Origin of the sequence: Aureimonas psammosilenae (assembly GCF_009176975.1) — a bacterium.
Lineage (GTDB): Bacteria > Pseudomonadota > Alphaproteobacteria > Rhizobiales > Rhizobiaceae > Plantimonas > Plantimonas psammosilenae.
The window spans coordinates 1-5,806 of record NZ_WEZG01000034.1 but is presented as its reverse complement, the minus strand read 5'-3'; the positions used below and the strand labels follow the sequence as shown (position 1 = coordinate 5,806).

Here is a 5,806-nt window from a genome sequence, read left to right as displayed (position 1 = left end):
CTGGTAATTGTGCCACTCGCAATTTGACTAGCTGTAATGCTGCCAGCTTTGATTTTGGCTGCATCCAATGTGCCAGCGGTAATTCGGTCGCCATTGATACTGTTTGCGCTCATTTTATCAGTGGTGACTGCACCAGCCTTGATAGCGTCAGCCGTCACGGCATTACTTGAGATCACATCGGCGGTAATGATTTTACCGTTGAGGTGTGCTGTGTTAATTGACTTGCTGGCAATTTTATCACTAGTAATCGCTCCGCTGACAATCATGCTTCCCTTAACATTGATTTTATCTGAAAACAGGTTGATAGCATTTTGATTAACAGCAAAATAAGAACCAATCGCATTTGCAAAATCACTGGGTGACTTGCCAGCTTTGATAACCACTCCATTTGTGTTAATAGTCAGACTTGAACTCTTGACTGTGCTATTATCAAGACTTTGTACACTTGCGGTGATTGAATCTGTTGTTTGTTTCAATTCACTAGATAAGGTGCTGATTTGACTAATCGCGTCTTCTGGCGCTGGTTGCCAGTAATCAGAAAAAACGTCACCAGTCGTGACCATCAAAGCTCTATAGTGGAACTTACCAGATTGAGCACCATCGATACGAATACCTATCTTGAACCCATTGATGTTTGAATAGCTATCATTGGTTACTTTTGCTGATAATTTAACTACCCTATAATTGTTACCAGAGACAATATTAGATGACCATTTATTATAAAACGGATGATACTTATCCCAGTTTGTCCATGTTTCAGTACCGCTCTTGTTAATAATCATACCTTGTATAATGATACGTGCATTTGACCCACTTAGTGTAATTTCATCCGCAGACAGATAAACAAAGATATTAATAGTTGTGCCAGCGTATATACCAGTTTTATCGCCGTATTTTACAGTTGCTAAATCGTAACACCAGTTATTATTGGTAGTAATATTAACAAATGACGTCCACTTATCAGATGTCCCTTGTACTACGTTTCTCTGAGATACGCTCGTCGGAATTTTACCCTCAACACTCGTAATCTTACTACTTAACTCGTTAGCTTTCGCCACGATGTTGTTTTCAGCAGTTGTCACACGACCGCTTAACGTATTGAGTTCTGTCTTTGTAGCGAGCAAGGTCATGCCGTCTGCAGTCTGTTTAATTTGACTAGATAGCGTGTTGATGTCTGATTCGGTGTCTTCAAAAGCAGGCTGATAGTCTGATGGTATTAAACTGCCACGCACAAGCATAGGTGGTTTAATACGTACCAACCCATTTTTGACTAGGCAAATATAAAATGGATAAGCATCAAAAACGACATCTTTATAAGCTTTAAACGTGATTGCAACATTAAACCACTGGTCTTTTTTGTTAGTTGGGATATCATAACTATATGCTGCTGAATTTAATGTATGATTTTTTATAATGAAAGCCCAACTACCGTCCATAGGAACTGAACTATCAATATAGACTGGCATCAAAATAGAGAATTGTTCACCAGCTTTCATTTCAGAGATAGACATATTCCACGACATACCGCCCCAAACGTTAGCTGTGTAGCCTGCGCTTTTAACAACGAAATATTCATCAGTTGATGTTACTGTTGTGTTAGCGCCGTTTTGCTTATGGGGGTTTGCGAAGTCGTTTGATTTTAAGATAAGATTCCGTGTTGAAACGTCTGTTGGAATTTTCCCTTCAACCGCTGAAATAGTAGTCTTTAATTGGCTTGCTGTTTGGTCAAACTCTGACTTATTTTGCTTAACCGTACCATCTAAAGTTTGCAAATTAGATTGTAAGCTTGCATAGTTTTGGTCTGCGGTCTGTTTGTATTCAGCAACTTTGGATTCAATGTCAGCTTCATTTTGGGTATAGTCTTCAACTACTGCGGATAAGTAGAGATTAAAATTTTCAAGACTTACGGCTGTATTGAGTGGAAGTGTATTATGTAAACGAATAAATACGTTATCTGTTTTGTAGCTATTACCAGCACCGCTCAAGTTAAATTTCAAATCAAAGTGTTGTAGGGCGGTTGTGCCACCTTTAAATGTAATGCCACCGCAGTTATACCAAGGACTAGCACTAAAATGGACATTCGTTGTGAAATCTGACGGCAAAGCTGGATTGAAAGCAATATCAAAAGACATTCTTACGTAGTCTTTAGTAAAACGAGTATCATTTTTCCAAAATTCATCATCAATATAAGTTCTGACGTCTTGTGTTTCTGTATTGTCGATATAGTATTTACGTGATTTTGAATTTTTGAAATAGTTTCGACTACCAACTTTCAAAGTTTCAAACTTCGCACTCAACCCATCCAACCCAGTTTCCAACGTTGCCGTTTTTTGACTGGTGCTGTCAGCAGTCGTCTTAACTTGAGATAGCGTTGTTTTCGTGTTAAGTAGGTCATCTTCAACTTTTTTGGTTCGTGCAGTAACACTAGTGATGTCTTTGCCGTTTTGCGCCACGGTTTTAGTTAGTTCATTGACTGTTGTTTTCGTGCCGTTAGCAGTCGTTTCAACAGTCGTCACACGGTTGGTCAATTCCGTTTGGGCATTGGCTTGCGTCTGCAATTGTTGGGCGTGGCTCGTCAAGTCTTGTTTAGCTTGTGTGAGTTCTGCTTTGGTACTATCCACCTTGGTATTGACTGCAGCCACCGAGTTGGCAAGGTCTTGCTTAGCTTTATCAACTGATGCTTGGGCATTGTTTGCGACAAGACTTGTATCAGTTAAGTTGTTCTTAACGTTCACCAAGTCAGCCTTGATTTCACCAGCTGCTGCATTGGCAAGCTCTGCTACCTTGGTTGTTTCTTGGTTAATCGTGTCTGCGTATTCTTTAGCGTTGCTTTCAGCTTGCGTTTTGGCCGTTTCAATCTGCGTTTCGATTTCAGCTTTTGAGTTAGCCAATTCCTCAGAAATTTTGTTTTCAAATTCCTCACGGTTTGGGACGTCTTTTAGTTCATCAGCAATCTGTTCTTTGAATGCCTCAACGTCATCAAGAACTGGATTGATTACCCAATCTGCACCATTCCAATAGTATTGCTTGACAGTATCGCCAACTGTTAAAAAGAGCAAATCCCCTTTTTTAAGCGTGCCTTTTGGATTATCCACTGGAAAAGTATCGCCGTAATAATTAGTATTTTTACCGTTTGCAGAAACAAGCGCCTTGTTGGCAAATTCGTAAGCAGTATTGGCATTTACTTCAGCATTTGCTGCTTGGTGCTGGGTCTGCGTGTAACTAGCTGATAGCTTTTTAACAGAGCCAATATCGTTGCAGGTCACTGTGTGTTTAATAAGTTGCCCAGATACATCATATTCACTCGTAAACGAAACGATTCGGATTTTTTCTTTAAATCCAAGCGTTTCATTAATTGCCATGATGTAATCACCCGCAACAGGCTGCGTATAGCGATAACCTGCCCGTGTTAAGTCTTCCATGTCCAAACTAACCGAGATAGTGTAAGAATTGTCCACGGTCTCTTTTAAAGCGCTCAACAAGCTTTCTGGTTGCTTGTAGCGTTCATCTACAAGCGGGTCTGCTTCTAATTTTCCATAAACGCTTGCTAGAGGACTAGTGTATTCAGCGATCAAGCGGCCTTTAGAGTGGTCTTCTTCGTCAAAATACGCCCCAAAGCCTTTTTGATAGGTAACAAAGTCACCGATATTCTTTTCAATTCCTAGCTCGTTTAGGTTGAAATTTTTACGGACAACCGTTGATAAATCAGTGCCGACCTTGGCTAGTATTCGCACAACTTTTCCATTGACTTGAAATTCAACGCCTGATGAAGTGATAATATCGTTAAACAAACTCAATCGGTTTTTATAACCGAATGATTGTTTTTCAAACGCTTTAACCGTCAAAGAAGATTCGATGTCATACCTATATCCACTGCCGTTAAAGATAAAATCAAGATAAGCCCTGAACGTATGAGAACCATCGCTCAACTGGTCATAGACTGATGATTTCCCAAAATCCCAGAAGAACTGATGAACGGCGTCAAAAGACACTTGTACATTTTTTCCTTCGTCAATTGGTTTGGCAAAAGTCACGACATAGTATTCATCTTCAAAACGCAAACGCCAGCCCCGTTCAATGCGGGAAAGTACAATATCCCCTGAAATGATTTCGCCAGTTATTGACCTTTCGCCATTTACTGCGTTAGTTGCTTTGATAGTTGCCAAAGCGCCATATTCAGCATCGTTTTCATCTAAAAATGTAATCAATCTATCACCTCACTATTTTTATTTATAAAGTTCTTTAAAGCCTAAAATTTTAATAGCGCCATTGAAATTAGTCTTATAAGTGACTGTTTTTGTTGGTGTTGGCTCAATCACAAAACAACCGTAGTTGGTTTTAGCATTGACGTTAACTAGATTTTTAGTTGTTCCGATTCCCGTGATTTTAAAAACATCACCAGAATTGATATTACCTGACTGCGTGTACTCAAATCTTCGCTTGCCTATTTCAAGGTAAAAGCTAGACTGACCACCAGACGAGGTTAGCTCAACGGTATAAGGCACTTCTAACTGTGATAAACTAGCAGTGCCTCGATATTGGAAACTCCCACCACTTAACGTAATGTCTTTGGGTTTTGTTTCTCCAAACGGCATTTCAGCAGTAGTGAACGTAACTGAAAAATTATACTTCAAGCCTTGTCCTGAATTTCCGACAAATTCAAAAATTGGGCTGCTGCCTGTGACTTTCCAGCGGTAATGCCACGCCGTGTGCGGTTGTCCAGTGATATTCAAATCCCCCGTAGTTTCCCCGGGGGTTTGAAAGTTATAAAAATCAGCATTGTTAGGATACATCTTGGTGATATAAAACGGCTCGTCACTTAATAACAGGCCGCTTACGTCATCTTGTTTTGCAAAAAAATCTTGGATAGTCGCAACAGATACACGCCCCGTTACTTTAATCTGTTTAGTGGTAAAAGTCGCACCACCAAACACCATTCCGTTTCTTCCCGTCACGGAGCGGTGGTCTAGTGAGATTTCGGGGGCGCTTTCTTCAATGGCGATATTATAAAAGCCATATTCAGAAAGTTTGACTGATGTCGTACCTTTTTCAATCAATAAATCCAATTTTTTGCCCCCTTCCTAGTAGTTGAAAAAATCATTTTTAGCGTGTTCACGAGCTTCCCTCTCCTTGACCGTTGTATAAATCTTGTCGCCGACCATTTCATTGTGAATTTCAAACATCGGCTCAGATAAGCTAGTATTTTTCACTTCGTCTGATAAACTATCAAGCGAACTTGAAATACCCGAAGTGCTAACACTTCCAGCAATTGTCATGGAACTGTTAACACCCCATTTTTGGTCAGTAACGGCCAATGCATACTCTTTACTGATGTCGTTGATTTTACCGATCCAGCCAGACATACCAATAGCGAATCCTTCACCAGTATAGCCACCGAGTTCTTTCATCACACGAGATGGTGAGTGGATGTTTAATGCTCTACGAATTGTTGATTGTACTCGTGCAGCAATGCCATTCGCTACTGCATAAATTGAACCTGCTGAACTAGACAGACCACTAGCAAAACCAGCGCCTGCATAATAACCAGCTGAACGCATCCCACCACTTGTGCTCTGCATAATTGACACCATACGATTGCCCGCACTGCTTGCTACTGAAACTGCACCATTCATGCCGTTTTGAACAGCCGAACGAACGCCGCTCATGCCACTTTGAGCTTCTCTTTTAAGTTTGTTGAATGAGTTTGTAAACGATGAACCCATCTTATTCCCAGCAGATTGAACAGTACTGTTAATCTTGTTCATCCCACTAGTTACAGTCGAAGCCAAGCTATTCATAGCTGATG

3 protein-coding genes are annotated in these 5,806 nt (G+C 40.4%); all 3 read right to left on the bottom strand.

Annotated features, from left to right (window positions below; genetic code table 11):
* Nucleotides 1-4,208: phage tail protein (locus tag F9929_RS24240; RefSeq protein ID WP_193227905.1), on the bottom strand; the 4,208-nt coding region annotated here is incomplete at its 3' end.
* A gap of 18 nt (nt 4,209-4,226) precedes the next feature.
* Nucleotides 4,227-5,066 (bottom strand): phage tail domain-containing protein, encoded by an 840-nt coding sequence (locus F9929_RS23745; RefSeq protein WP_152049031.1) that lies wholly within the window; start codon nt 5,064-5,066, stop codon nt 4,227-4,229.
* A gap of 15 nt (nt 5,067-5,081) precedes the next feature.
* The coding region (locus F9929_RS23740) for a hypothetical protein (protein ID WP_210251393.1) at nt 5,082-5,806 on the bottom strand (725 nt) is incomplete at its 5' end.